This window comes from Kolteria novifilia (assembly GCA_007748055.1).
In the GTDB taxonomy this organism is placed as follows: Bacteria; Planctomycetota; Planctomycetia; order Kolteriales; family Kolteriaceae; genus Kolteria; species Kolteria novifilia.
This window is the reverse complement of sequence record CP036279.1, coordinates 4,448,305-4,469,546: the sequence shown is the minus strand read 5'-3', so window position 1 is coordinate 4,469,546 and position 21,242 is coordinate 4,448,305. Positions and strand designations below refer to the sequence as shown.

16 protein-coding genes are annotated in these 21,242 nt (G+C 61.4%); 4 read left to right on the top strand and 12 right to left on the bottom strand.

Annotated elements, in window-relative coordinates; translation table 11 throughout:
- Positions 1-44: 44 nt before the first annotated feature.
- The 5 genes from Pan216_RS16325 to Pan216_RS16305 all read right to left on the bottom strand — a co-directional run bounded on the left by Pan216_RS16325 (position 45) and on the right by Pan216_RS16305 (position 8,519).
- Complete coding sequence (locus Pan216_RS16325; RefSeq protein ID WP_145259401.1) at positions 45-1,076, bottom strand: diguanylate cyclase; 1,032 nt, start codon at positions 1,074-1,076, stop codon at positions 45-47.
- A 578-nt stretch (positions 1,077-1,654) separates the two neighbouring features.
- Positions 1,655-2,689, bottom strand: coding sequence for a diguanylate cyclase (locus Pan216_RS16320; RefSeq protein ID WP_419192611.1), 1,035 nt, complete (start codon positions 2,687-2,689; stop codon positions 1,655-1,657).
- Positions 2,682-3,914, bottom strand: coding sequence for an amidohydrolase family protein (locus Pan216_RS16315; RefSeq protein ID WP_419192610.1), 1,233 nt, complete (start codon positions 3,912-3,914; stop codon positions 2,682-2,684). The genes Pan216_RS16320 and Pan216_RS16315 overlap by 8 nt, the downstream gene beginning before the upstream one ends.
- Positions 3,915-4,069: 155 nt before the next feature.
- On the bottom strand, positions 4,070-7,165 hold the full coding sequence (locus tag Pan216_RS16310) for a M1 family aminopeptidase (RefSeq protein ID WP_145259395.1): 3,096 nt from the start codon (positions 7,163-7,165) through the stop codon (positions 4,070-4,072).
- Between the two features lie 478 nt (positions 7,166-7,643).
- A complete protein-coding gene (locus tag Pan216_RS16305; protein ID WP_145259393.1) occupies positions 7,644-8,519 on the bottom strand; it encodes a purine-nucleoside phosphorylase in 876 nt (291 codons plus the stop codon).
- Here Pan216_RS16305 and Pan216_RS16300 point away from each other — a divergent pair.
- Complete coding sequence (locus tag Pan216_RS16300) at positions 8,518-9,519, top strand: 3-keto-disaccharide hydrolase (protein WP_419192609.1); 1,002 nt, start codon at positions 8,518-8,520, stop codon at positions 9,517-9,519. The two genes, Pan216_RS16305 and Pan216_RS16300, sit on opposite strands and share 2 nt — an antisense overlap.
- Before the next feature lie 101 nt (positions 9,520-9,620).
- Here Pan216_RS16300 and rho read toward each other — a convergent pair whose 3' ends face one another.
- The 7 genes from rho to Pan216_RS16265 all read right to left on the bottom strand — a co-directional run bounded on the left by rho (position 9,621) and on the right by Pan216_RS16265 (position 17,343).
- Positions 9,621-10,850: a transcription termination factor Rho gene (rho, locus tag Pan216_RS16295; protein ID WP_145259389.1), complete on the bottom strand. Its 1,230-nt coding sequence runs from the start codon at positions 10,848-10,850 to the stop codon at positions 9,621-9,623.
- A gap of 470 nt (positions 10,851-11,320) precedes the next feature.
- Entirely contained in the window at positions 11,321-12,046 is a 726-nt protein-coding gene (gene thyX, locus Pan216_RS16290; protein ID WP_419193685.1) for an FAD-dependent thymidylate synthase, read from the bottom strand.
- 190 nt (positions 12,047-12,236) lie between these two features.
- Positions 12,237-13,604 (bottom strand): serine/threonine protein kinase, encoded by a 1,368-nt coding sequence (locus Pan216_RS16285; RefSeq protein ID WP_145259387.1) that lies wholly within the window; start codon positions 13,602-13,604, stop codon positions 12,237-12,239.
- Between the two features lie 245 nt (positions 13,605-13,849).
- Positions 13,850-14,758, bottom strand: a complete 909-nt coding sequence (locus Pan216_RS16280; protein ID WP_145259385.1) for a dihydroorotate dehydrogenase — start codon at positions 14,756-14,758, stop codon at positions 13,850-13,852.
- A gap of 260 nt (positions 14,759-15,018) precedes the next feature.
- Entirely contained in the window at positions 15,019-15,264 is a 246-nt protein-coding gene (locus Pan216_RS16275) for a hypothetical protein (protein WP_145259383.1), read from the bottom strand.
- Positions 15,265-15,735: 471 nt separating this feature from the next.
- The gene (locus Pan216_RS16270; RefSeq protein WP_145259381.1) at positions 15,736-16,173 is read right to left on the bottom strand and encodes an HU family DNA-binding protein; all 438 of its coding nucleotides are present in this window, start codon (positions 16,171-16,173) and stop codon (positions 15,736-15,738) included.
- Between the two features lie 747 nt (positions 16,174-16,920).
- Positions 16,921-17,343 (bottom strand): YkgJ family cysteine cluster protein, encoded by a 423-nt coding sequence (locus Pan216_RS16265; protein WP_145259379.1) that lies wholly within the window; start codon positions 17,341-17,343, stop codon positions 16,921-16,923.
- A gap of 222 nt (positions 17,344-17,565) precedes the next feature.
- Here Pan216_RS16265 and Pan216_RS16260 point away from each other — a divergent pair, with 222 nt between their 5' ends.
- The 3 genes from Pan216_RS16260 (at position 17,566) to Pan216_RS28420 (ending at position 21,232) form a co-directional block, all read left to right on the top strand.
- Positions 17,566-18,201: a phosphatase PAP2 family protein gene (locus Pan216_RS16260; RefSeq protein WP_419192608.1), complete on the top strand. Its 636-nt coding sequence runs from the start codon at positions 17,566-17,568 to the stop codon at positions 18,199-18,201.
- Positions 18,202-18,574: 373 nt separating this feature from the next.
- Positions 18,575-20,125 carry a glutamine-hydrolyzing GMP synthase gene (gene guaA, locus Pan216_RS16255; RefSeq protein ID WP_145259375.1) on the top strand — a complete coding sequence of 517 codons (1,551 nt, stop codon included), beginning with the start codon at positions 18,575-18,577 and terminating at the stop codon, positions 20,123-20,125.
- 81 nt (positions 20,126-20,206) lie between these two features.
- Entirely contained in the window at positions 20,207-21,232 is a 1,026-nt protein-coding gene (locus Pan216_RS28420; RefSeq protein ID WP_419192607.1) for a M50 family metallopeptidase, read from the top strand.
- Positions 21,233-21,242: the final 10 nt, after the last annotated feature.

Below are 21,242 nucleotides of genomic sequence, written 5' to 3'. Positions count from 1 at the left end.
CGCGCTCACTCGCTGAGCCTCGGGCCGATGTACTCAACGGACTGCTACTCGGCCCCGCTGGCGACGATCGCGTCCTCGCCGTTCCACAGACTGACGCGATTGCGCCCAGTGCTCTTGGCGTGATAGAGAGCCCTGTCGGCCGCGTAGACGAGTTCTTTCATACTGGCGGCGCTCTCTTCGTGCGTCGTCGCCACCCCGATGCTGATCGTCACCCGTTGGATGCCGTGGTCATGTTCGATGGCCGTTTCCGCCACCGCGGTTCGAAGGCGTTCGGCAAGTCTCTTCGCGTCGGTGAGTGTCTGCTCGGGAAGAATGACCGCGAATTCCTCGCCTCCGAAGCGCGCGACGGTATCGGACTGGCGCACCGTATCGCGAATAGTGGCGGCCACGCGCTGCAGGACTTCGTCGCCGAAGAGGTGACCGCGGGTGTCGTTGAGTTGCTTGAACTTGTCGACGTCGGCCATCAGCAGCGCCAGGTGTGTTCCGTAGCGGGTGTGGTGATCGATGAACTCGGTCAATCGCACGTTCAGGTAGGACCTGTTGTAGAGCCCGGTCAAGCCATCGATCATCGCCTGGTCGGCGAGCAAATCCATCAAGTACTTGACGTGAGCGGCAACGCCAACGCGGGCGCAGAGCTCGATCGAGTTGAACGGCTTCCTCACGTAGTCGAACGCCCCCATCTCCAGGCCGCGCACCACGTCGCGGGTGTCGTCGAACCCGGTGAGAAAGATGACGGGGATGTGGACCAAGTGAGGGCACTGCTTCAACTGACGATAAAAGTCGAAACCGGTTATCTTCGGCATGTCGATGTCGAGCAAGATGACGTCCGGCGCGAGATCGTCGACTTTCTCGAGAGCGTCGACCGGATCGCTGAAGGCGATGATTTCAAAGCCCTTGCCCTGGAGACTGGCTTCGATCAAACGCAGAATGAGTTGGCTATCGTCAACGACGAGCACGCGGCCGCGACATATCTTGGGAAAGAGGTCGTTTTGTTCCGTTCCCTGGAAGAGATAGGAAGGGGTCGCGATCGGTCGTCGTTCCCTGGGCGCGGGGTCGGTCGGCTCTCGCTTGTGCATCGTCGGCTTTCCTGCTGCCCGGCCATCAGTCGTTGACCGTTCCTTCGGGTCCAAGTTCGGGAGCGAACCGATGCTGCTCCGCTGAAACTCTATGGCGTAGGTTGGGAATGGTGGCCAGCATCTTGGAGTTTGAGGCAAGAATGCATGGTGTTTTGCCCGATCTGCACTCAACGACCAGGTCGTTCAGAGTTATGTTCTTACCGTTGTGGCGAGATGGTGGGTTGCATCCCAGGAGTTGGCGGGCTTGCTTGGCAAGTGCGTTGGATGAGATGTCGGCCCCGGATCGAGTGGTGGTTTGCCGACTGGCGCGCTGTCAAACGGCTAGCTTCGGGTTGCCGCTGACGTCACTGGTTCTCACTGGCTGACAAGCAACTAGTGACACCCGAGCATCAGGCTTCAACAGGGCACTCGGTTTCTAGTAGCCCGTTGATCTATTCGCTGCCGGCTGTGAACGGCCCTTTTGACCAATCTCGGCGTTGAAAAACCTCGACGAATCGACGGATTCGCCTGCGCTTTTCCTCCTTGATCTTGGCCAACATGGCTCGTTCTCGCGTTGGCCCGCTAAAATTAACGGACTGCTAGCCGGTCGCCTCGGCTTGCACGGCCTCGTGGCCGTTCCAGAGACAGACGCGGTTTCGTCCGTTCTTCTTGGCGTGGTAGAGGGCTTCGTCGGCGCATGCGAGGAGGTCGTCGATCCCTTTCGGATCGGTCTCCTGGGTGGTGACGACCCCCAGGCTGACGGTCACGCTGAAGGTCGTGCCGCGATGGGTGATCGTCATTTGCTCGATCTCTTGCCTGAGTCGTTCGGCGAAGAGGTAGCCGCTCGAGAGCGTCTGTTCGGGAAGCAGGATCGCGAACTCCTCGCCACCGTAGCGAGCCACGGTGTCCGATTCGCGCGCCGTGCGCCGGAGCGTGCTGGCGATGCGGCGCAGGACTTCGTCGCCGATGACGTGTCCGCGGGTGTCGTTGACTTGCTTGAAGTGATCGACATCGGCTAAAACGAGCGCCGCGTGGCTGTCGTAGCGGCGCTGGCGGTCGAGCGACTCCCGAAGTCGCCTATCGAGGTAGGTCCGGTTGTGAATCCCCGTGAGTCCGTCGAGCATCGCCCGTTCGGAGAGGAGATCGACCAGATACTTCAGGCGGCGGGCGACGCCGACACGGGCGCACAATTCGAGGGAGTTGAAGGGCTTGCGGACATAGTCGAATGCACCCAACTCGAGCCCGCGGACGACGTTTTCGGTGTCGTCACGTGCCGTCAGGAAGATGATCGGGATGAGGCTGGTGTCGGGACTTCCCTTGAGTTGGCGGCAGACTTCAAATCCACTCATGGAGGGCATGTCGATGTCGAGCAGGATGACGTCGGGTTGAACGTCGGAGGCCTTTTGGAGGGCCTCCGTTCCATTCTCGGCGGAAACGGTATCGAAACCATTCGCTCGGAGGCAGGTGTCGACGAGTTTGCGAATCACGCGGCTGTCGTCGACGACGAGGATGCGCCCCCGCGACTCGCCTGGGGGGATCGCCCACAGGACGTCACTGCCGGGAAGCGCATCGAAACGGGGTGCCGCGGAGCGGTCGTTGGGGGAGCCCGGCTTGTTGGAGTCGTTCTCAGGCATGCTCGGCGAACCCATTCCGCTTCCACCGCCAATTTCCACCCACCATCGTGCCGACCACTTGGGCGTCGGGATGGAGCACGCTCGCGGCCGGATCGTCACGCGAGTCCACTGGGAGTTTCACGATCGTCAAGTCGGCGCTTTTTCCGGTCTCCAGCGCGCCGCATGTCGCTTCTCGGCCCAGGACGCGGGCGCCGTGGAGCGTCATCATCGCCAATATCTTACGAGGATCGAGATCCCGAGCGATTTCCGCGAGAAATCGACCCTCATCGAACAATGAGAGGTTCGGACTGCTGGCTCGACTGTCCGTTCCCAGCGCCACTGGGATTCCTGCCTCCATCAATTGCTCGAATGGATGGGGGGCGTGACGAAAGCGCGCGTGCGTCCTCGGGCAGTATACCACTCCTGCGACGCGCTCGCGGAAAGGCGGCGACGCGAGACGAGTTATTTCCGCATGACTGATGTAGTTCCCGTGGACGAGAATCCAGCGGACGTTGCCCGGGCCGTCTAGGTAGTCAGACCAATCCTCGCAAGGAAGCTCCGCTGGGGAAAGTCCATGAATTGCGCCGACAGAATCAAGGAAATCGTGAATCGGACCACGCCCTGAACGTAGGAACTCGCGTTCCTCCCGTGTCTCCATCCAGTGGGTGGCGATCGGGTGAGAGAACGAGTCGGCGTTCACGCGGCGATAGAGCTCCCGCGATGTGGAGAAGGGGGCATGCAAACTCAGCGACGTGTCGGGCCCTCCGAGGGTTTCACCCGCGGTGTTCCAGAGGGGTTCGTACCGCGCGGGCGAGAGTCCGAGCACTTCGCGGAACCGCAAACTTCCGATCCCCGAGGCGGCGAGGAGTTCGTCGGCGCTCGAACTGGTCGTAATGTCGCCCACGAGGGTCGTGCCACTTTGAACGACCTCGGCGAGACCGGTTTCGATCGTCGACCGGACCAGGGAGTTCGAAGCCGACCGCCGCCAGGCGACGACGTGGGAGAGCCACCGCGTGAAGCTCGCGTCGGCCTCGATCTGGGGCAGGGTGGGAAGATCGAGATGCGCATGGGCATTGACTAGACCCGGGAGGATCGCGACGTCTCCAAGGTCGATGGCGTCCGGTTGTTGACGGGATTCCCCGAGTTCCTGGATCCGCCCATTGGCGATCGCGATCGATCCGCCGGCAATGGGAGGCTGGCTGATAGGAATCGTCCAGCGTGCTCGGTAGTGTTGGACGCCGCTCATGGTGATCGCTGAACTCGACTGGAGAGACCGGGAATGACCGACAACCACCGTGCTCCCTCGGGGACATGCTCGCGGCATTGTAGAGGGTTGTGTAGGGGCTGGCATCTCGCGCGAGCGCCACGGTCACGACTGGTGCACGAGAGGAATGAAGTTTCCTAGAAGGCGTAAAAGAGTCCGACCCACATCAGACCACGCTCCGCTTGGAGGCTGTAGGCGTAGTCGACGCGAAGCGTCATCTCCTCGACGAAGCTCAGCAGGGCGAAGTCGAAGTAGGTGCTCCAGCCGATCGCTTGGTCGAAGCCCTGGTTCGTTTGGAGGATAAACGAATCGCCCATGTCGATGAAGACACCGCCCCAGAGTTCCTGAAGATTAATCATGTTGTCGCAGACGCCGACGTTGATGCGCTTCAGGAGGGGAAGACGCCACTCGAGGCTGGTGAGCCAGAAGGCGTTGCCCTCGACGTCCTCCGACCGGTAGCCCCGGAACCGCAGCGGTCCGCCGAAGCGGAAGTGCTGCCCATTGTCAGGTGATCCCACCCCGCCAGCGAGACGACCGACGACGCGCGTGTCGGAGAACCATCCCAAGCCCTCGGGGAGTTTGTGGACCGCCGAGAGTTGGGCCCATCCGCGCTGAAAGCTCTCGCCGGCGCCGAAGGCATGAAACCCGAACTCCACGCCGGCGTCGAGCTGATATCCCTTCTCCGGGTTCCAATAGGGCATGCGCGTGTCGAGATGGTAGCGCAGGCCGATCGCGCGGATGTCAGTGTAGTTCTCGATCCCCGGTGGAGCCTCACGTCGAATGTTCACGCCGGGAAAGAAGTTCTGCCCGAAGAGAAAGTAGGTCTCCGCGTAGGCGTTGTAGTCGTAGACGTAGCTCGACGTGTAAGCCTGGTACCAGCGAAGGAAGAACTTCCCTTGATTGGCGGGCGCGAGGGAGATGCCGTCGGCGACCGTACGTTCATAGCGTCCCCCGACCGAGAAGTTCGGCAGTGGCAGATTGAAGAACTCCGAGTCGACGCCGACTCCCTGTTGGGCGTCGGCCCAACTATAGGCGTAGTAGGGGGAGACGCGATACTTCGTGGGTGAGATCAACGAGCCACGAATTCCGATCCGCCCATCAAGGTCGATGCCGGGACCGGCCGCGATCGAGGGCCGATTGAGTGGGTAGACGATCGGTGTCTCGTCGAGCGGGTTGTAGATTGGGGTGAGCCGAATCTCCGGATCCCACTTCCAACGGTTGTTGGCCGGGTTGACGTCGAGCACGCGCTCGTCGGGATCGAGGATGATCTGCTTGGGCCGCTCGGGGGTTACGAGCGTCACTTCCCACTCGTGGGGACCGACCTGTTGCAGGCTGGTGTTGCCTTCCACCGGAAGGTGCGGGTCGACACGAACCGTCCCGACGATCGGTCCTTTCTTCTCGTAGGCGAACCCGAGGTCGATCGGCTCGTCGATCTCCTTGCGTTGCTTGATCAGGACATTCGTCTTGAAGCCGCCGTCGAACTCCTCGACGCGGACCTTCTTGATCTTCCAATCGGTGACACCCGGCGAGCGTAGCCACGCGTCGAAGAAGGGTTTCCACGAGTGTCCGGTGTACTCGTCGAGTTCCCGCTCGAAGTCGGAGACGAAGAGGATGCGGAATCGGTACTTGGCGTAGACCGTCGCGAGGAAGTTGAAGAAGCACTCGTTGCCGAGACGTTGATGCAGCATGCTGAAGATGAGGCTGCCGCGGTCGTACGCCAGGAAGAAGACGTTGTGGAGGTGCCCCATCGTCGGCAGCGACGACTGGCTGATGCCGCGCCCACCCCGGTTGTAGTAGAGCTGGTAGCCGTAGTGCTGGAGCGTGCGGTAGCTGATGTTGGGCAGCCACTGGGCGTAGCGTGGCCAATTGAGGATTTGGACGTCCCGACCATACTTCTCCTGCATCCGCAGTTGGCTGAGGTAGGAGACGAGCCCTTCGTCCATCCAGGTTTCGTGAAAACCATCGGTCCCGACAGCCGCGTACCACCACTGATGGCAGATCTCGTGTCCCACCAAACTGTCGATGTAGACCCGACCCAGCCGGGGAGCCTCGAAGACGCGGGCGTCGAGGCACACCATCCCGGAGGTCTCGTTCCCGTTCCAGCCGAAGTAGCTTTCGCTGATTTTGAACTCGGGATAGGCGTAGGGACCGAACCACTTGGTGTAGAGCGGGAGACATTCGACGGCGGTCTCGAGCGCCATCCGGGCATAGTAACGATGTTCCGGAACGGCGGCGACGGTGACCTTGATCCCATCGACCTCGGCCTGGTGGAGCTCGAAACGGGGGCTCATCGTGACCGCGAAATCGCGCAGCCCACGCCCCTCGTAGCTGAGGTGACGCATCCCCCGGTCGTCATTCGCGGCCGCGACCATCTGACCGCTAGCGACCACGATTTCCCCTTGGGGCACCGTGAGCTCGACGTGGTAGTGGCCCGCCTCGTTGAACCACGGTTGATGCCAGCCGACGAAGGGGACGGGCGCCCAGCCCTCACCGCCGTAGTAAGCGAGGACGGGATACCAATTCAGCAAGCTGGTGATGCCGTTGTACTGCCCGAAGCGTCCTTGGACGGGCGGGATCTCGAGGTCGTAGTCGAGCGTCACCTCGACCGACTCTCCCGGGCCGACGGTGATCGGCAGCGGTACCGTCATGACGGTGTCGTGCTCGGCGTCGATCGAGTAGGAGAGTTCGGCATCCCCCATCTGGATCTTGCGAATGTGAATCCGCTCGCCGTCGCGATCGATGCCGATGCGCGGGTCAAGACGTAGCGACTCCAGCGTCCGCTCGTAGACTTCCAATTGCTTCTTCGTCGGACGATGATTCGGGTAGATGTGGAAGACCAAGCGATCGGTCGGGACCGCGGTCGGGTTCGTCCAGACGACGTTCTGGTGCACGCGGACGGTGCGACAGTTCGGGTCGACCTCCGCCTTGATGGAGTAGTCGGGAAGCCAGGGGGGAGGCTCGGCCCAACTCGTCGGTCGTAGGCAACAGGCCGGGCAGTCGGGAGCGACCAAGACGTCGTGTTGGTGGAGCGTCGCGTTTTGAACGTTCGCCGCTTGCGGAAACGAGGTCGATCCCGTGGGAGGAAGCAGGCCCGGACCGCTGGCGGCGCCGGAATGATCCTCCGCGAGGGTCACGGTCCGCACGTCAAGCGCAGCGGGAGCCTCGTCGACCGTCGCTTGCGCCACCGTCGACCAAGAGAGAAACAAGAGCAGCGTCACTGCTGGCCAGGTCATCTAGCTGCGACGAATCCCTTCTAGTCGGACGGTTCGAGGGGCTTTCCCCCTGATCCGAGAACCCTGCCGTTCCATCGCGCTGCTCACGGGAGCAAGCGAGCGGTCGCTCGGCGATGACGGTTCGTCACAGTGCGACTGCCTAGTAAAAATCTCGGCGGCCATAGCACGAACTGGCACTCGAGAGAATCCCGATACCGACGATTCGGTTATCGGTCAGTGGTGGGTGACGAACGCTCCCTCTCGGGTTGAAATCGCGATGGAGGTGGCCGTCGAACCATACCTGAGCAGTCCAGTTTCGCTGAACCTCCAGGTCAGCGTGATCTGCCGAATCGTTACAGCCGGTCGTGCGCGAACCTTGGGCCGACTTCCAACGTGCCAGGGATTCGGCCTCATGATCCATTGGTTTGGGCGAAAGGGGCGGTAGGCGGCCACCGAGGGGGCTGGCGGGAACCTGAGAAGGGGGAAGCGATTGCGTTATTCAGAGGAGACGCAGCGTCGTGTCGAGGATGCTGCCCAGGCGAAGACTGACAGAATGGGCGATGTCGACGACCTCGTCGTGCGTGATCGCGCCGGACGTCATTCCCGCGGCCATGTTGGTGACGCAGGAGATGGCACTGCACTCGAGGCCGCATTGCCGAGCGACGATGACCTCACCGACGGTCGACATGCCGACGACGTCGGCCCCTAGCATACGAAGGGCGCGAACCTCGGCGGGCGTCTCGTAGTTGGGGCCGCTGACCGCCGCGTAGACGCCATGGTGCAGTGACTGCCCGAGCATCATCGCGGCGTCGTCGAGCAGATCGCGGAGCCTGCGCGAATAGGCTTCGCCCAAGTCGGGAAACAAGGTCGACGGGTCGTTGGACGTGACCCCGACGCGGGGGTTGGCACCCATGAAGTTGAGATGATCGTCAATGCAGACCAAACTTCCCGGCGGAAGCTTCGGAGAGAGCGATCCGCTGGCATTGGTGAGCATCACCGTCCCGACCCCCAAATGAGCGGCGATCTGAATGGGGAGGGTGACCCGGGTCCAGGGATGCCCTTCGTACCAATGATTGCGTCCTTGGAACAGGACCACCGTTCGATTGGCCCAGGAGCCGAAAAGCAGCTTGCCCGGATGGCCGACGACGCGCGCCGGCGCCATTCCTGGAATTCGGTCGTAGGGCATCGTGTAGTAGATGTCCGCTCCGGTCGACGCCCCGCTCAAGCCCGAACCCAAGAGGATCATCACTTCCGGCGCAAAATCCCCGACTTCGTCACGGATCGCTTGGACGGCATCGTCCACCGACCAGAGTTCGCCGGAAATCGGCGGACGCGTTTGGGAGGAATCGCAGGGACCTTGGGTACGTGACGTCATGAAATCGATCTCGGTACGTTGTGTCGGAGTCGTTCGTATTTTACGCTTGGGACCGGTCGTTCATCCAGATCGGATCGCCGAGTCGGGCTCCATTGGTGGAAACCCGGGCGCCGAATCGACCTCGGTGGCGATGTTCGTCGAGTCTCCGCGAGACGAGCCCAATGCCTGGGAAGGCAAGGGCGAGGTCCGCGACGTCGGACGAACGACCGAAGGGAAGAAGGGTTGGGCCGAAAGGATTTTGTTGATGCATCATCGACTCGCTGTGGCAACGTGGTTGGTCGCCGTCCTTTGTTGGACGACGGTTGGTCGGGCCGAAGAACCGGCGTGGACCGAACTCTTCGACGGCAAGAGCCTCGATGCTTGGAAGAATCCCAGTTCCAGTTGGCAAGTGGTCGGGGACGTCGCGGTCGATCTCGAGAATCCGCGCCTGCTGGAGGCGAAGCCGGGAAAGGGCATCCTCTACAACGGCCCGACCGGCAAAGCGCCGAACCTCCTCAGCAAGAAATCGTTCGGCGACATCGAAATCTCGCTCGAGTTCATGATTCCCAACGGGTCAAACTCCGGCATCAAATTCGAGAAGGTCTACGAGATCCAAATTCACGATAGTTGGGGAGTCAAGGAAATCACCGGCAAGCACATGGGAGGGATCTACCCCCGGTCGGAGCTGCTGCCGAAGTATCACCACATCGACAAGGGAATTGCTCCCCTAAAGAACGCGTGTAAACGTCCCGGCGAGTGGCAGACGCTCCAGGCGACGTTCCTTACGCCCCGGAAGGACAAGGAGGGCAAGTTGATCCGTCCAGCCCACTTGGTCAACGTCACCCTCAACGGGGAGGTGATTCATGACGACCTCGTGCTGAAGACGCCCACCGGAAGCAATTGGCGTCGTCAGCCGGGCCCGCGTGGTCAGCTCTTGGTCCAAGGCGATCACGGTCCAATCGCTTTCCGGTCGATTCGCGTCCGTGAGCTGACCCAAGAGGTGGCGAATAACGAGCGCTGATCCGCGCACGCGGTCGATCGCCGACCTGTGCGCTTCTCATTTCGGCGAATGCCCAGCGATCTGAACTATCGAAGCACCCAACGTTCCGGTGGACCAGTGTGCTACGAGGCGGCGCGGATCTGATCGAGGAACGCTTCGTTCGAGGGGCTCTTCGCCAGCCGGCTGATGAGGGTCTGCATCGCCTCGACCGGGTGCATGCCCGCGAGCGTGCGCCGGATGAGCGTGATTTTCTCGAGATCGTCGGGGGGAAGAAGTCGCTCTTCCTTTCGAGTGCCCGATTGGAACATGTCGATGGCCGGGTAGACGCGGCGATCGGCGAGCCGGTGATCGAGCACGAGTTCCATGTTGCCCGTCCCCTTGAACTCTTGGAAGATCACATCGTCCATGCGCGATCCGGTATCGATGAGTGCCGAGGCGAGGACGGTGAGCGAACCGCCTTCCTCGAAGACGCGCGCGGTGCCGAAGAGCCGCTTGGGAATCTCCAACGCGCGGATGTCGAGCCCGCCACTCATGGTCCGTCCGGTGGTGCCGACGTGCTTGTTGTAGGCGCGAGCGAGCCTGGTGATGCTGTCCATCAGGACGACGACGTCCTTGCCCATCTCCGTGAGCCGCTTAGAGCGTTCGATGACCAACTCCGCCAAACGGACGTGGCTGCTGGTTTCGCGGTCGTTGGAGGAGGCGAAGACGGTCCCGTTGATCGACCGCTGCATGTCGGTCACTTCCTCGGGACGTTCGTCGATCAACAGCACGATGAGTTCGATGTCGGGGTGGTTGGCCGTGATCCCCTCGGCGATGTGCTTGATGAGGAAGGTCTTGCCGCTACGAGGCGGCGCGACGATGAGTCCCCGTTGGCCCTTGCCGATCGGCGTGAACATATCGACCACGCGCGTCGTGAGTTGTTCGGCGGTCGTTTCGAGTCGAAGCCACTGGTGCGGATCGATCGGGGTGAGGGTGTCGAAGACCGGGATCTGGCGGTACTTGTCGGCTTCCTCTCCTTCGATGAGATTGACCGAGCGAAGCCGAGGCCCTTGCTTTTGATCGTTGCGACGCTGCTGGGGACCCTTGCCGCGTCGTTGATTTCGTGACCCGTCATTGCGCCGTTGCCGGTCGTTGCGGCCTCGGTCGTTGGCCCGACCCGCCTCGACGCCACCCTCGAGAAGAAGCCCCTCTCGCAGGTCGAGGCGGCGGATCATGTCGGCGGAGACGAAGGCGTCGTCTGGGCGCGACCCGCAATGCATGGAGACATTGCGGACAAATCCATAGCCGGACGGATGTAGTTCCAAGATGCCGTCAACGTCACGCGCCTGTTCATTGGGCTCGGGCAACGTCATGTCCTTTCAAGTGCAAGCTGGTGCGGCCGAATGTCTGCACAGCCCGGTTGGGGCTCTCCGTTCGACAAGAGGTCGCGGAGATCGGCCACGCCGACGGTACGCGTCGGCGAAATCGTCATTGTCCAATTCGTTCTCAAGATGGCGTCGGCCCACCTGGCCGAGGCACTCGGGATGAATCCAAGCTCGCCCGCTTCTTCTTGGCCTCGACGCCGGCCCGAAGGGGTCGTCATCCGCTTCGCAAGACGGGGATTTCCTGCGTGTCTTGCTCGTTTCCCAACGCCCGCGTCCGTCGTGGGGCGAATGGGAACCATTGCCCATGGGGCCCGGAGTGTCGGCGACTCGCCATCGACCGCGCGACGGGCGAACACCGCGAGAAGAAACACGGGATCCGTTCCCGGAATCGTCGTTTCAAGCTGCCTGGCGATCTCGGTTCCCGAGGGACGGTGACAAGTGTGCGTCAGTCAAGCCAGTCACACTTTTCGGTTCGGTGTCTCGGCGATCTCCGTCCCATCGTCGTGGTTGCGGATGACGTAGTCGCCGAACATACTCGGCGCCGCCTCTTGCATGAGCTTGAGCACCTTGATCGCGACGGCGCGAATCTCGGTGTCGGCGTGCTCGTTGCCGCGAAGCTCGATGAAATGCCGCAGCGCCCGCGCGTTGGCGGAGACGAAGATTTTCGTCTCGCACGCGTTGGGCAGAACGCTCCGCGCGGCCTGCCGAGCGATCTTCCGCCGAAGGGTCCGGTCGGGATGCTCCTCAAGTTTCGCCGCGAGCCCGTCGACGAGCCTGCGATAGACGTCCTGGCACTTGGTGACCGCCTCGAGCCAGAGAGCGTGGAGTTCCGGATCCTCGGCGATGATGTCCGGCTCGACATAGTCGGCGGTCGACTCATCGACGTAGCGCTGGCTGAGCTGCGAGTACGCGAAACCCGCCCGGTGCCGAATCAGTTCGTGGGTGAAGCTTCGGCTGACGCCGGTGATGATGAAGTTCCAGACGGCGTGCTCGAGCACGCTGCCGTGGCCGACGCCGATAATGTGGCCGAGGTACTCCTCGTTGGTCTTGCGCCCCTTGCCGAAGGACATGTAGCAGACGCGGCCGGCGGCCTCACTGAGTCGTTCGCCCCCCACCTGCGTGTCGGTCGACCAAGTGATCCCATGGTCCTCGAGGAACTGGTCGATCGACGACTCGTGAACCATCTGGCTGCCAACAAGGTAGACGCTGGGCTCACGGACGACACTAACGTCCGGCGACGCGGTGGGCGAGGGCGTCATGCCCATGCGAAACTCCTGTTGAGCAGGGGAGTGCGTTGACAAAGAGGCGGAGTCGAAACGTTCATCATAAGCGAAACGGGGTGAACGACAATCATCGGCAATGGGTCAACCTTGATCAGCCCCCCGTCACCGCGGGAGGAAAGAAGACGTTGATCAGGTAGTACGATGCCGCGGCGACGCCCACAAGAATGACGATCACCCAAATGATCGGGACGTCGTTGCTCTTTCCGGTGGTCGCCTCGAGCTGCTTGCGGAACGCTTTGGCTTTCTCCGCGGCCACCGCTTTGTTTCCCGAGGACCGATTGCCCCGCAACGAGGCGACGACCGCCTCGGCACTGACTGGACGCGAGGCCGCCGGACGGTCCTCCGGTGCCTCGAAATCGCTCTCGCGCGGCGCGGGTGTGCGGGTCCGAACGGGGGGCAACGTCCCCGAATCGCGACTGATGGGACTCGACGGCGTCAGCGGAGAGGTGCGTTCCGATGACCGGGGGGCTGGTGGCGCTGGCGTGGGTCGCGGGGAAGGCGCGATCGGCTCGCTGGGCCGGGATACTTCGGGCGGCGGTTCCGCCACCGGGGGATGCTCATCAAGGACCGACGCCGGAGTGGGCACCTGCTGCATGGACGGTGCGGCCGCATCCTGTATCTGTCCGGTCCGAAGCCCCTTGGCGAACGCGGTGCAGTTCTCCCACCGTTTGCTCGGTTCGCGCGAGAGCGCTTTTCGTAGCGCCACCCGCTCGGTTTCGGTGATCTCGTCGAGTTTCGGCGTGTCGGAAAGCCTCGCTTGAAGCTGCTCGAGCATCGTCCCCGAGAAGGGAAGTCGTCCGGTCCGGAGCTCGTAATAGACGATGGCGAGGGAATATTGATCACTCGTCGGCGCGGTTTGACCCTCGAAGAACTCGGGCGGGTCGTAGTCGTAGTGGGCCAGACCCTGCGAATGCTGAGCGTTTTGCTCGGCGACCGGCTTGGCCAACCCGAAGTCGGAAACTTTGCAGGTCTTCTGGGCGCTGCCGTTGAAGAGCAGCAGGCAATCGGGTCGCAGTGCCCGGTGGTAGATCGCGACTTGCTGCCCCTGGAACTGGTGGACGGGGCTATTGAGGAAGTCGAGCCCGGCGGCCGCTTGTTCGAGATAGTCCGCCGCCTCGTCCAGCGAGATGCCCGGATTGCCTTCCTTTTGGCAGAGTTGCAGACGATCACGAAGCGTCATGACAGGTACGTCGGTCTCGACCACCAGGAGCCGACCGTCGTCGAGTTGCCAGAAATTGGTGAGTGTATTGAGGTTATCGTGACGTAGCTGGACCAGAAGCCCGAGGGAACGCGTTTCGATGGCCGCGTTGCCCACGACCATGTCGATGACTTTCCAGAGCTTGGTCGAACCGTCGGGCGTTTTGACCTTCCACAGTCGATAGAAGGCCGAAGCCTCCATCTCCTCGGTCAATCGGTAGCCGGGAATCGGCTCTTGGCCGACGGCGAAAACGACATGCATCTACCGTGAACCTCACGACGGACGGGCGACTCACATCGTCGAAATGGAAACGCATCTCCCCGCTCGGGGAACTGCTAGGCGATAGTGACCTGGCAATGGCCCGGAGGCAGGTTCGACAGAAGCGCAAGCGGCGATTTCTTCACCGAACGCCCCAACAATCACAACTAGAGACAACTCTAGCGGATATCTCGACCGAAGGCAACGTGCCAGCGCGATAGGTCCCATTCTCTTGAGGGAGCGACCCGTCAATTTCGCTCCAGCGTCCCGATGATCCGACGAACAGAATTCTCTTCAATCGCGGCCAACGCCCCAGGCAATTCATCCACCAAGCGGGTCGCCAAGCCTGGATCGTAGAAGTTGGCGGTTCCAATTTGGACGGCCGTCGCACCCGCGACGAGAAATTCCATCACGTCGTCAATGGAACCAATTCCCCCAACGCCAATGATGGGCAGGTCGACCTTCGCGGCGGTCTCCATCACGATCCGAAGGGCAATCGGCTTGATCGCCGGGCCACTGAGCCCACCGATGCGGTTGGCGAGAATCGGACGCCGACGACGCCAGTCGATTGCCGTACCCACCACTGTATTGATCAGCGTCAAACCGTCTGCGCCGCCCGCCGCCGCGGCTTGAGCGATCGGCGCCACGCTGGTCACATTGGGCGTCAGTTTGGCCAACAACGGCTTGTCCGTTTCTCTCCGGGCCAACGAGATCACTCGCTCGGTGCTCTCGGGGTTGATGGCGAAGTCGATGCCGCACGAAACATTTGGACAGGAGAGATTTAATTCGATCGCGTCGACGCCTTCCGCCCCGTTCAACCGGGTGACCAGGGCCGCGTATTCCTCCACCGTCCTTCCCGCGACATTGGCGATGATCGAGGTCGGGAGTTTTCGAAGATAGGGGAGATGGACGCGGAGGAAGTGGTCGATCCCATCGTTGTCCAACCCAATCGCGTTGAGCATGCCGGAGGCAGTTTCCACGATGCGGGGCGTGCGGTTGCCGATTCGCGGCTCCCAGGTGACCGTCTTGGGAACAATGCCGCCGAGCTTGGAAAAATCGACGAAACCGGCCGATTCCTTGGCATAACCGAACGTGCCCGAAGCGACCAGGATGGGATTGGGGAGCGTCAAACGCCCGATAGAGACCTCCAAGTCCATGATCGAAATCGACCCTCCTCGCCTCGCGGCCGGAGTCCACGGCACGGGATCTCCACGGGGGCGTTATATGGCTTGGGAGCTAGGTCGACTTGGGAACGAACTCGCGATCGTTGTCGGACGCGAGCGCCGATTCCCCGAACGGATACCCAACGGGCCGCAAAGACGGCACGATGCGATCGGGCCGGGAGGTCGGCCCTGGAAAGGGCATGCGTGCTCCCGGCGACGAGGGTATCGTCGCCCGGGAGGCGGCTCACGCCCAACTATTCGGGGCGAATGCGGGCGGCAGGATCGCCGAGCCCATTGTACATGCGGGCGGAGAGTTGCGAGGGCTGGTTGATCATCCAGAATCGTTCCCAGTCATCCTCGAGCAACATCAGATCCTGCGATTGGAAAAAGAGTTGCCGATAGCGCCGAATCGGATCGGCCGAATACATGTTGACGAAGCAGCCACTAGAGCTGCTCATCAAGCAGAGGGCGAACAGAGTGGACAGGATGACTCGACGCATCGGAACCTCCGTCTTGCCCTGGGTGATCGACGCCCGTTCGACAACGGTGCTTCGGGAAGTCAGGAATCGCCGCGGAGACCGCGAGCGACTCGTTGCCCTCCCGGAGGGCGGTCCATTCACCTGGCCAAGATGCTCTCCCAAACGAAAGCGAACTGACCTCGGCAGCTAGCGAAGGTATCGGTCGGTCAGGATAGGCGTCTTGAACGGATTCTGGGGAAAAGTCCGATGCTTACGACAGAATCGAGATGATTCCTGTTCGAATCGGGGGCCGTGAGGCGGCTTTCGGGGAAAAGTGCCATCCCGAAGGGACTCCGAATCACTTCCTAGAACGGAGAGGGGAGCGGCTGGCAGTTCAGCGATCGCGACACCTTGGCGTCGCGGCCCAGGTTGTCGACGGGAGCCCACGTGAGGCAGGCGCCGTCGTTCACGGAGCCGACTACTGGGGAGTCGACTCCGTTTCCCAGGGAAGTGTTAGCGATGGTTATCGTTGTCGTTGGGGGGCATTCCGGAACTTCCGACCCCAACGGCCGCCGGAAAGGCTTCCTGCGACTCGACATGTGGCGAATCGTCGTCCGAGTCGAACTCATCGTCCGTGGGAAGATTGGCCATGGCGGTGCCGTCTTGGCTTTCGAGCATCCGCCTGACACGCTCCTCCATCTCTTTTCCAGGCTTGAAGGTGACGACAAACTTCTGCGGAACAAAGACCGTGGCACCCGTTCGCGGGTTCCTCGCTTTGCGAGGCGCTCGCTGCTTGACTTCGAACACGCCGAAGTTGCGAAGCTCGATCCGTTTCTCTTCGACCAGGGTGTCCACAATGGCGTCAAACGTCTTCTGAACGATCTCTTTCGTTTTGAGTTGTGTCAGGCCAAGTTCTTCAGAGATGGTTTTCACGATCTCTTTCTTGGTCACGAGCTTGCTCTCCTTGGTTGCAGGGCAAACTACCGGCTTGCCCAGAGTTGGAAAACGCTTCAAATGTAGAAATGACAAGGGCTAATGTCAAGTCAATTCATGAAGCACAGGTAGGCTCGACCGCTCCTGAGGAGCCCGTTGATCCCCTAAAAAGTAGGCGAGCGGGCGGTAGGTCCAAGCCCGACCTGACTCACGATGCCAGGCCTTCAAACGACCGATACTGTCTTCGGTCATCGTCACCATCTTCTCTTCGAAGGATGGATCACAGAAGAACGTCCGGCATGCGACCGGTCGCCTCTCACGAGCCGTGCAAAGCCCGCCCACTTGGTAGGGACAGCCGATGGTTCCGTCGTGCGGACCAGGGGGCAATCCCGGCTCCAGGAGCAACTCCGCCTCCGGCTCGGTTAGAAACAGTGTGTGGTCAAACTCCTTGAAGCGGCAACACTTTCCGCTGGCTTCGCAGCGAGGACCGGCTTCGGAAATCTGCTCATCGATCGATTCGTAGAGGGAGATGAGCTTCTCCCGCCACCATGAGTCCGTGCCTGTTCTGGAAACGCGATTTTCCACTGTTTTCCACCTGAGCCGCTTGCAAGTGGTTGGGGGTTGGCCGACCGGTGAACGATTTCAACACCGGCGTCGAATGGTTCTCTCGTAACGCCTCTGGGTCGGCAAACCGACCGGCTTGCCCGCGTTCCATCCCCTTGATCTTGGCCGAGGTGCTCCGCATTCATCTCGGGCCGCCAAGATCTAAAGCTGAATCAGTCGCGCTTGTGCTTCGATTTCTTCCAGGGTGAATAAAGGCCCGTGTCCTGATCCGGGGCACTCTTTCTTGGTGACTTGCCAAGTGCCTCGCGTTTCGATGTTGCTCCGCCAGAACGGCCAGGTGCGGCACTGGATCGGCCTGTCCGCGTAGACGACGCATCCCTTCCGGCGATCAAAAAAGACACAGTCCCCGTTGTCGCGCTCACGAAGGCTCTTGCGGCGTCCCACAGGACGAACATACGCCTTTTCGAATTCGTCGACTTCCTGGTTGAGCTGACGGGCCAAGGCGGCAATCTCCGCCTCGTCCACCCAGACGTAACCTGGTTCTCCAGTACAACATGCACCACATTGGGTGCACTCAAACCGGAGGCCGTCACGATACCAGGGAGTTTCGTCCCGATCGTTCATCGATTCTCGACTTCATTTGCTCTCTTGGCACTGAGGCGAGTGTAGCCGCGCCTTGATCGGTCGACAACGTTCGTTTTCTCGGGCTCTCGAAAAAAGGAGGAAGTCGCCCATCACGAGACGATCCGCATTGACGCGTCAACCGATCCGCTTATAGACGCCAGCCGGACGCGATATACCAAGCTGGAGAGCGGGTTTCGGTTTATGCAAACGATCGTTTCTTTCTTGAAGTCACAGCGGCGGCGTCTCGTCATCATGGCCTCCGGCATCGTCTTGATCCTCTTGGCTTCCCTGGCGGATCGCTTGCTCTTCGATTGGGTGACCCAGCCCATCGAATCAGGCCAGACCAAAGCGGTGATTCGAGCGATGCGCTGCTGGGGGGAAGGGGCGACCATCGTATTTTTGAGCATCGCCATCATTTGGGTTCGGCCCGGGCTGGCTCCACGCATGGGAGCCGTCTTGCTGCTCACGCTGCTCTCCGCGGGAGTGGTCGACCTCGTCAAACCCGTTTTTGGACGGATGAGGCCGAGCGAAGCTCCCACCACCGCCACCACAAGCTGGGTCAGGGGATCGTCTTGGAACTCCTCGTTCCCGTCCGGACACACCGCGACCGCTTTCGCGTACGCACGAGGACTGACGTTTGTCTTTCCCACGGTCAAGCCGATCGTGTTGATCGCCGCGTCGGGTACCGCGCTCAGCCGGATGTATGATCAGCGGCACTACTTCTCCGACTGTGTTGCGGGCGCCTTGCTCGGATGGTTCTTCACCGAGTGGGGTTGGCTGGCACTCGCGAAACTGCGCCGAATGGCGACCCGATTCATTGTGCCGCCGGCGCCGCAACCCGCCGTCGCGACGACGTGACGGGTGGTCATTGAGGTCCATTGGGGCTTCGTTCGGAAGTCGTTGAACCTGGAATGCCGGTCGTACGTCCCCGATCGGGCGTCCCTTTCGGACCGTTTTGCCTCGGCCAGCGACTCTCTCCGCTACCAAGTCCGCTGCGCGCCTCTTTTACCTGATCGCTAGTTTCGCCCCCCATCCCTTTTCGCTCGGCTGCCCGATTTCCGCTCTCGGGTTTGGCCAGATCGAGCGGGACCCGTATACTAACTATTTGGTCCAATGTTCATCCGCCTCGGTTGAACGTGCTTGCCGGCGCCATTTCGGCACTTGACGGAATGGAGCGGGGACTATCATTTGGACAACTTGCTTTCTTCAGTGACTGTGAAGACTCCATCGCATGGTTGAACCGCGTCGCGAAAAAGTACTCGTCCTCGATTTTGGATCCCAGTACGCGCAGTTGATCGCCCGACGCGTTCGCGAGCAGCATGTCTTTTGCGAGATCGTCCGGCACGACCTTCCCGCCAGCCGTGTCCGCGAGCTGGCTCCGATGGGAATCATCCTTTCGGGAGGACCGTCCAGTGTCTACGACAGCGATGCCCCTCGGTGCGATCCCGGATTGTTCGATTTGGGAATCCCCGTGCTGGGCATCTGTTACGGCATGCAATTGACGTGCTCCACCTTGGGGGCGGACGTCAAACCGGTCGAGGAGCGGGAGTTCGGGCGAGCCGAGTTGCACGTCGTCGATCAGGACAGCCTCTTTGGCGGCGTCCCCGAGGACATGACCGTTTGGATGAGCCACGGAGACCAGGTCCAGGGGATCAACGGTGACTTCATCGCGCTGGCGCGGACGGCAACCTGTCCGAATGCCGCCGTTCGTCACCGTACCCGACCGATCTTCGGTCTACAGTTCCACCCGGAAGTCCATCACACTCCCTACGGAGCCAAGCTCCTCCACAACTTCCTCCACGAGTGCTGCGGCTGTTCGGGCGCCTGGAAGATCGACTCGTTCCTCGAAGAAGAGACGAGCCGACTCCGGAAGCAGGTCGGGACCGGTCGAGTCATTTGCGGCCTGTCGGGGGGCGTCGACTCCTCGGTGACCGCGGCGCTCTTGACCCGAGCGATTTCCGATCAGTTGACGTGCATCTTTGTCGACAACGGCCTCCTTCGACGCGGCGAGCGAGACCAGGTCGACCAGATGTTCCGCGGTCACTTCAAGACCGACTTGCGCGTCGTCGACGCGAGCGAGATCTTTCTCCAGCGCCTCGCCGGGGTCGATGATCCGCAAAAAAAGCGGGAAATCATCGGTCATACCTTCATCGATGTCTTCCGCAAGGAAGCCGAAACGATCGAGGACGCACGCTTTCTCGCGCAGGGGACGCTCTATCCCGACGTGATCGAGAGCGGCACGAAAGGGGATGGTCCGGCGGCGACGATCAAGGCGCACCACAATGTTGGCGGACTTCCCGCCGAGCTCGGATTCGACTTGGTGGAGCCTCTCCGCGATCTCTTCAAGGACGAGGTGCGGCGCTTGGGCGAAGCGCTCGGGTTGCCCGAGCAACTCGTCTGGAGGCACCCGTTCCCCGGTCCGGGACTCGCGGTTCGTTGCCTCGGTTCCGTGAGTGACGATCGTTTGGAGACCCTCCGGCACGCGGACGCGATTTTCATGGAGGAGCTTCACCAACACGACCTCTACCGAGAGATGGGGCAGGCGTTCGCCGTGCTGCTTCCCGTTCGGTCGGTGGGCGTGATGGGCGATGGCCGGACGTACGAGCACGTGATCGCGCTGCGGGCGGTGACGACCACCGACTTCATGACGGCGGATTGGGCCGTGATCGACCCCGCGGTTGTTGGAAAGATTTCCACTCGGATCATCAACGAGGTTCGCGGCGTCAATCGCGTCGTGTATGATGTAAGCACGAAGCCGCCGGCGACGATCGAATGGGAATGACGCCACTGCTTCGGCGCGTAGGCTAGATTGGACTTCGTCGTCGTTTGTGGCGAGAATCCGTGGTCGGTAGGGTAACCGCCCATGACGGGATTTGGTGCAGGTCATTCCGGAGCAGGTCGCTGGGACCGACAGTCCTGGTCCCTCGTCCTTGGATCGATCGCCGGAATTCGTGTCCGCGTTCAGATCGTCTTCATCCTCTTTGCCCTCTTCTGGGTGCTTAGCGGCTACCAGGAGGGGATGCTTGTCACCTCGCTCCTGCAAGTCGGGTTTCTCTTCGGCGTCGTCTTGCTCCACGAATTCGGGCACTGTTTCGCGTGCCGGTCGGTGGGCGGTCGGGCCGACGACATCCTGATGTGGCCACTTGGTGGGTTGGCGTACTGCGAGCCCCCGCACCGGCCGGGCGAGAACCTGATCACGACGCTCGGCGGACCCGCCGTGAACGTGGTGATCTTCATCCTCGTTCTTCCCATTCTCTTTGTCGCCGGTGAAGTCAACGGATCACTCTTCAACCCGTTTGTCATGTATGTCGGCGACGACTTGGCCATCTGGTCGTTCGCGCTGCGGGTGCTTTTCAAGGTCAACTACGTCTTGCTCCTGTTCAACCTGCTCCCCATCTATCCGTTCGACGGTGGGCGCGTGCTGCAGGAACTGATCTGGTTTCGCACGAACTACCACACCGCGACGGTTTGGGCGACCAACATCGGCATGGGAGGAGCCGTCCTCTTGGCGGGCATTTCGCTCTGGAATCAGGAGCTCCAGCTTGCCGCGATCGCCGTCTTTGCGTTCATCGTCAGCTATCAGACCCGACGCGAAGCCGAGATCATGGGACAGATGCCCGAGAACGAGTTCGGCTACGACTTTTCCGAAGGCTACACGAGTCTCGAACGGAGCATGGGCAGTAGCAGTCATCGTCCCAACGTTCTCAAGACGCTTCACGGCCGTTGGAAGGCATGGAGCAGCCGACGCCAGGAAGAGCACCACCAAAAGCTACGCGCGGAACTCGATCGGCTCCTCGAAAAAATCCATCAACACGGGATGGAGAGCCTTTCTCGCCAGGAGCGGCGAATCCTCGAGCAAGCCAGCAAGCAACTGCGCTCTCGCAAGTAATCCAGTCTGT

Excerpts from the sequence above, each read along its gene's own strand:
- rho (WP_145259389.1), bottom strand. The coding sequence starts at position 10,850 with ATGACGTTGCCCGAGCCCAATGAACAGGCGCGTGACGTTGACGGCATC.
- Pan216_RS16320 (WP_419192611.1), bottom strand. The coding sequence starts at position 2,689 with ATGCCTGAGAACGACTCCAACAAGCCGGGCTCCCCCAACGACCGCTCC.
- Pan216_RS16325 (WP_145259401.1), bottom strand. The coding sequence starts at position 1,076 with ATGCACAAGCGAGAGCCGACCGACCCCGCGCCCAGGGAACGACGACCG.
- Pan216_RS16300 (WP_419192609.1), top strand. The coding sequence starts at position 8,518 with ATGAAATCGATCTCGGTACGTTGTGTCGGAGTCGTTCGTATTTTACGC.
- guaA (WP_145259375.1), top strand. The coding sequence starts at position 18,575 with ATGGTTGAACCGCGTCGCGAAAAAGTACTCGTCCTCGATTTTGGATCC.
- Pan216_RS16310 (WP_145259395.1), bottom strand. The coding sequence starts at position 7,165 with ATGACCTGGCCAGCAGTGACGCTGCTCTTGTTTCTCTCTTGGTCGACG.
- Pan216_RS16285 (WP_145259387.1), bottom strand. The coding sequence starts at position 13,604 with ATGCATGTCGTTTTCGCCGTCGGCCAAGAGCCGATTCCCGGCTACCGA.
- Pan216_RS16280 (WP_145259385.1), bottom strand. The coding sequence starts at position 14,758 with ATGGACTTGGAGGTCTCTATCGGGCGTTTGACGCTCCCCAATCCCATC.
- Pan216_RS16265 (WP_145259379.1), bottom strand. The coding sequence starts at position 17,343 with ATGAACGATCGGGACGAAACTCCCTGGTATCGTGACGGCCTCCGGTTT.
- Pan216_RS16305 (WP_145259393.1), bottom strand. The coding sequence starts at position 8,519 with ATGACGTCACGTACCCAAGGTCCCTGCGATTCCTCCCAAACGCGTCCG.
- Pan216_RS28420 (WP_419192607.1), top strand. The coding sequence starts at position 20,207 with ATGACGGGATTTGGTGCAGGTCATTCCGGAGCAGGTCGCTGGGACCGA.
- thyX (WP_419193685.1), bottom strand. The coding sequence starts at position 12,046 with ATGGTTCACGAGTCGTCGATCGACCAGTTCCTCGAGGACCATGGGATC.
- Pan216_RS16275 (WP_145259383.1), bottom strand. The coding sequence starts at position 15,264 with ATGCGTCGAGTCATCCTGTCCACTCTGTTCGCCCTCTGCTTGATGAGC.
- Pan216_RS16315 (WP_419192610.1), bottom strand. The coding sequence starts at position 3,914 with ATGAGCGGCGTCCAACACTACCGAGCACGCTGGACGATTCCTATCAGC.